At 69.6% G+C, this 4,092-nt stretch carries 5 protein-coding genes; 1 reads left to right on the top strand and 4 read right to left on the bottom strand.

All coding sequences use genetic code 11. The features are described from left to right. Positions 1-186 precede the first annotated feature (186 nt). Positions 187-381 (bottom strand): hypothetical protein, encoded by a 195-nt coding sequence (locus VKH46_16370; GenBank protein HKB72414.1) that lies wholly within the window; start codon positions 379-381, stop codon positions 187-189. 45 nt (positions 382-426) lie between these two features. Here VKH46_16370 and VKH46_16365 point away from each other — a divergent pair, with 45 nt between their 5' ends. Continuing rightward, entirely contained in the window at positions 427-1,170 is a 744-nt protein-coding gene (locus tag VKH46_16365; GenBank protein HKB72413.1) for a hypothetical protein, read from the top strand. Here the strand turns inward: VKH46_16365 and VKH46_16360 are convergent. The 3 genes from VKH46_16360 to rho all read right to left on the bottom strand — a co-directional run. Beyond that, positions 1,164-2,009 carry a neutral zinc metallopeptidase gene (locus VKH46_16360; GenBank protein HKB72412.1) on the bottom strand — a complete coding sequence of 282 codons (846 nt, stop codon included), beginning with the start codon at positions 2,007-2,009 and terminating at the stop codon, positions 1,164-1,166. The genes VKH46_16365 and VKH46_16360 overlap by 7 nt on opposite strands. Before the next feature lie 59 nt (positions 2,010-2,068). Next, positions 2,069-2,821 carry a menaquinone biosynthesis protein gene (locus VKH46_16355; protein ID HKB72411.1) on the bottom strand — a complete coding sequence of 251 codons (753 nt, stop codon included), beginning with the start codon at positions 2,819-2,821 and terminating at the stop codon, positions 2,069-2,071. Between the two features lie 500 nt (positions 2,822-3,321). After that, positions 3,322-4,092: transcription termination factor Rho (gene rho / locus VKH46_16350; GenBank protein ID HKB72410.1), on the bottom strand; the 771-nt coding region annotated here is incomplete at its 5' end.

Genomic DNA, 4,092 nt, shown 5'->3' with positions numbered 1-4,092 from the left:
TCAGAACGGGGACGAGCGGCCGAAGGGCCGCGACCAGCCTCCGAACGTTGTCCGGATTGCGCGAGTAGACGACATCGACGTCACGCGTCGGGTGGATCGATCCGTGAGCTGCCGCCGCCATTCCGCCGACGAGGATGAAATCCACCGATTGCTGCGAGAGTGCCTCCAACAACCCTCGGAAATCGGTCAACGAAACGACTCCCGGCCGGATTTGGAGAGCTCCTCGGCGAACCGCGAGAGCTCTTCCATTTCGCGGATCCGCTCGGAAGGGGTCAGGCGCAGCGCCTCTCGAAGCAGCGTCCGGTCGACGTCCTTTTTGTAGAGCTCGACGACGTCGTCGATCGACGACCGTTCCGCCGCAGTCGCACGTGGACTGTCCATCGATGAAATTGTACCGCCGGGACGCTCCGGTACGATGATCCGCACGTGGCGCATCGACTGATCCTCCTCGGCGCGAGCAACGTGCGGCGCGGACTTCCGACGGCCGTGCAGACCGCGCGCGCCGCGTGGGGGCCGAACCTCGAAATTTTCGGCGCGTTCGGGCATGGACGCTCGTACGGCGCGCGGAGCTGCATCCCGTTCCGGTGCCTCCCGGGGATCCTCGAGTGCGGGATCTGGGACGCGCTGCCGGAGGGCGGCGAAACCACCGCCGTCGTGACCGACGTCGGCAACGACGTCGTCTACGGCGCTGCCGTCCCGGCGATCCTCGGCTGGGTCGGCGAGTGCCTCGCGCGCCTCGCCGCCCGGGGGGCCGCGATCCGCGTGACGGGGCTTCCGGTCGCGCGCCTGCGCCGCGTCTCGCCCGCCGAGTACCTCTTCTTCCGGACGCTCTTCTTCCGCGGCTCGCGCGTCCCGTGGCGAAGGGCGATCGACGCGGTCGGCGAGGTGGACGCCGGTATCCGGCGCCTCGCCGCCGCTTCCGGAGCCGCGATCGTCGAGCTTCCGGGCGAGTGGTACGGCGCGGACCCGATCCACATCCGGCGAAGGAACCGGGCGACCGCGTGGGCGCGGATCCTCGGCGTCGCCAACCTCTCCGCGCCGATGCCGCTCCGCGAAGCGCTCCGGCTCCGCGCGGCGGCGCCCGACGTGCGGTGGCTCGCCGGCGTCGAGCGGCGGCGGCGCCAGCCGGCGTTCGCCGCGCCGGACGGCCTCCGCGTGGCGCTCTACTGAGCGAAGACCCCCGCGCCCGTCATCCGGCAGACCTCCGGGTCCCCCGATTCGAGTCCGCGCTTGAGGGCCTCGGTCCGCTGCGCCGACGAGCCGTGGGTCCACGACTCCGGCTGCACGCGCCCGGTCGACATCCGCTGGAGCGTGTCGTCGCCGATCGCGGCGGCGGCGCGAAGGCCTTCCTCCGCGTCGCCGGGCTCGAGCAGACCCCGCCGGGCGCCGCGGTTGCCCCAGACGCCCGCGAAGCAGTCCGCCTGGAGCTCGACGGCGATCGACGCGGTATGCCCTCGCCCCTCCGGCATCAGGCCCAGCAAGTTCTGGACATGGTGGCCGATCTCGTGGGCGATGACGTAGGCGCGGGCGAAGTCGCCCGGCGCGCCGAAGCGCTGCGAGAGCTCGCGGAAGAAGGAGAGATCCAGATACACCTTCGCGTCCTCCGGGCAGTAGAACGGGCCGACGGCCGCCGACGTCATGCCGCAGGCGGAATCCACCTCGCCGTCGAAGAGGACGAGCTTCGGCAGCCGGTAGTGCCGGCCGTGCTCCTGGAATACGTGCGTCCACGTATCCTCGGTGTCGGCGAGGATCACCCGGACGAACTTCGTCTCCTCGTCCTCGGCGGCCGGCGGGCCTCCCGGCGTCGCCGGCGCGGATTGCGCCGACGGGGTGCCTTGCGGCGTCGACGACGTCAGCATCTGGAGGATCTGGAGCGGGTTGTGTCCCGTGAGCAACCCGATGACGATCGCGATCACGACGACGCCGATTCCTCCTCCGGCGATGTGAACCGGACCGATGCCGCGCCGATCCTCGACCTCGTCGCTCTCCCGTCCCCCCATCCAGCGCATGACGTCTCCTCTCTGCTTCCGGGCCTCTCACCGGCCGGAGCGAATGCGATGCCAGAAGGTCAGACCGGCGGTATCACTCCGTCCTCCTGCGCGAATTCGTAGAACCGCTCGAGACCCGAAAGGTCTTCCGGACCGAGCTCGTAATGGAGGCAGTGCCGGAGATAGTCCTCGACCATCGGACGGGAGAGCGCCGCGTTTCCGCGAACCCGGGCGGTCTCGATCTCCGCGTCCACCATCGCGTCGAAGCCGGCGGCCGACGCGCGATGAGAATCCCGCAGGGCCGCCTCGAGCGCCGGCGACCACGATCCGCGGCGCACCGCCCAGAACGCGAAGACGAACGGGAACCCCGTGAGGCTCCGCCACTCGGCGGCGAGGTCGAGCACGACGCGCCCGAGCTGGCTCGCCTTCAGCGCGGGATCCCCGATGACGAGCTCGGCGTCGGCTTCCTCCCGCACGATTTCCGGAACGATGCCGTAGCGCCGCTTGAGCAGAATGCGGACGAGCGCCGCCGACGTGCGCGACGCGGGGTCGAGCTTCAGCCGCCGGATCTTCTCGCGCGAAACCTTCGACACGAGGAGGACCGAGCGAACCTCGGAGTCCGCCGCGATCCCGAGCCCCTCGACCCGGACGAGATCGGGAATCCGCCGGAACTCGATCGACGGGATCAGGCCCGCGTCCGCCCGCCCGTCCCGGAGCTTGTCCGCGCAGACCGACGGCATGTCGCGGGAGACCTCGACCCCGGCCGGAGGATCCGTCAGCAGCCCCCACGTGAGCGGCCGGGCGTTCAGGAAATCGACGACGGAGATCTTCACGGGAGGAGGATATTACGCGTCGGAAATCGCACGGCGGCCCTCGATATCGCCGCGGTCGCTTCCCGCCGTCGCCGAACCCTACGGCGCGACACACGGCTCTCACGCAACGACGATGGGAAATCTCGGTGGGAGAAACGCGAGCGTCCCCGGCGGCTACCGGGCTTTTCGCATCGCGGGGGACCCGCCGCGAAGTAACCGAGCGGCGGTCCCGCGATGCGGGAGCGGAAGCGTCGGCGAGGGGGTCGCGAGCGGCGCGGTCGAGTCGCTCGTTCGACGAGCCGCGTCGCCGCGACGAGCCCCGGTTCCCCGAGCCAGCTCCCGCGACGGCGTACCGGGGCGTACGTTAAGCCCGCCGGCGGACCGCATCAAGGGTCAAGCGCCGCCAGACGCGAGCGCGCGCACCCACAGGCCGCCGGACCCCACAGGCGTACCGGGGCGTACGTCGGAGGGGTACGGCCGGCCGAGGACGCGCGTATTCGCTCGATGTATGGCGGCGCTGGCTATCCCTGAGACATCATGTTCAGGAAGTCCGCGTTCGTCTTCGTCTTGTCGAGCTTGTCGATCAGGAGCTCCATGCCTTCGACGGTCGAAAGCGGGCTCAGGACCTTGCGCAGCACCCACACGCGGTTGAGCTCGTTCTTGTCCAGCAGCAGCTCTTCCTTCCGCGTGCCCGACTTGTTCAGGTCGATCGCCGGGAAGACTCGCTTGTCCGAAAGTTTCCGGTCGAGATGGACCTCCATGTTGCCCGTGCCCTTGAACTCCTCGAAGATCACGTCGTCCATGCGGGATCCCGTGTCGATCAGCGCGGTCGCCATGATCGTGAGCGAGCCGCCCTCCTCGATGTTGCGGGCCGCGCCGAAGAAGCGCTTCGGCCGCTGCAGGGCGTTGGAGTCGACGCCGCCCGAGAGCACCTTGCCCGACGGGGGCACGATCGTGTTGTAGGCGCGCGCGAGGCGCGTGATCGAATCGAGCAGGATCACGACGTCGCGCTTGTGCTCGACGAGCCGCTTCGCCTTCTCGATTACCATCTCGGCCACCTGCACGTGGCGCGTGGCGGGCTCGTCGAAGGTCGAGCTGACGACTTCGCCCTGCACCGAACGCAGCATGTCGGTGACTTCCTCGGGGCGCTCGTCGACCAGCAGGACGATCAGCACGACCTCGGGATGGTTCGCGGTGACCGCGTTCGCGATCGCCTGCAGGATCATCGTCTTGCCGGTCCGGGGCGCCGCCACGATCAGCGCGGTCGCCATGATCGTGAGCGAGCCGCCCTC

The sequence above is a fragment of the Thermoanaerobaculia bacterium genome (assembly GCA_035260525.1).
In the GTDB taxonomy this organism is placed as follows: Bacteria; Acidobacteriota; Thermoanaerobaculia; order UBA5066; family DATFVB01; genus DATFVB01.
This window is presented reverse-complemented; position numbering and strand designations above follow the sequence as displayed.

Coding starts and splice junctions, on each gene's coding strand:
- VKH46_16370 (HKB72414.1), bottom strand. CDS start 381: ATGGACAGTCCACGTGCGACTGCGGCGGAACGGTCGTCGATCGACGAC.
- VKH46_16360 (HKB72412.1), bottom strand. CDS start 2,009: ATGCGCTGGATGGGGGGACGGGAGAGCGACGAGGTCGAGGATCGGCGC.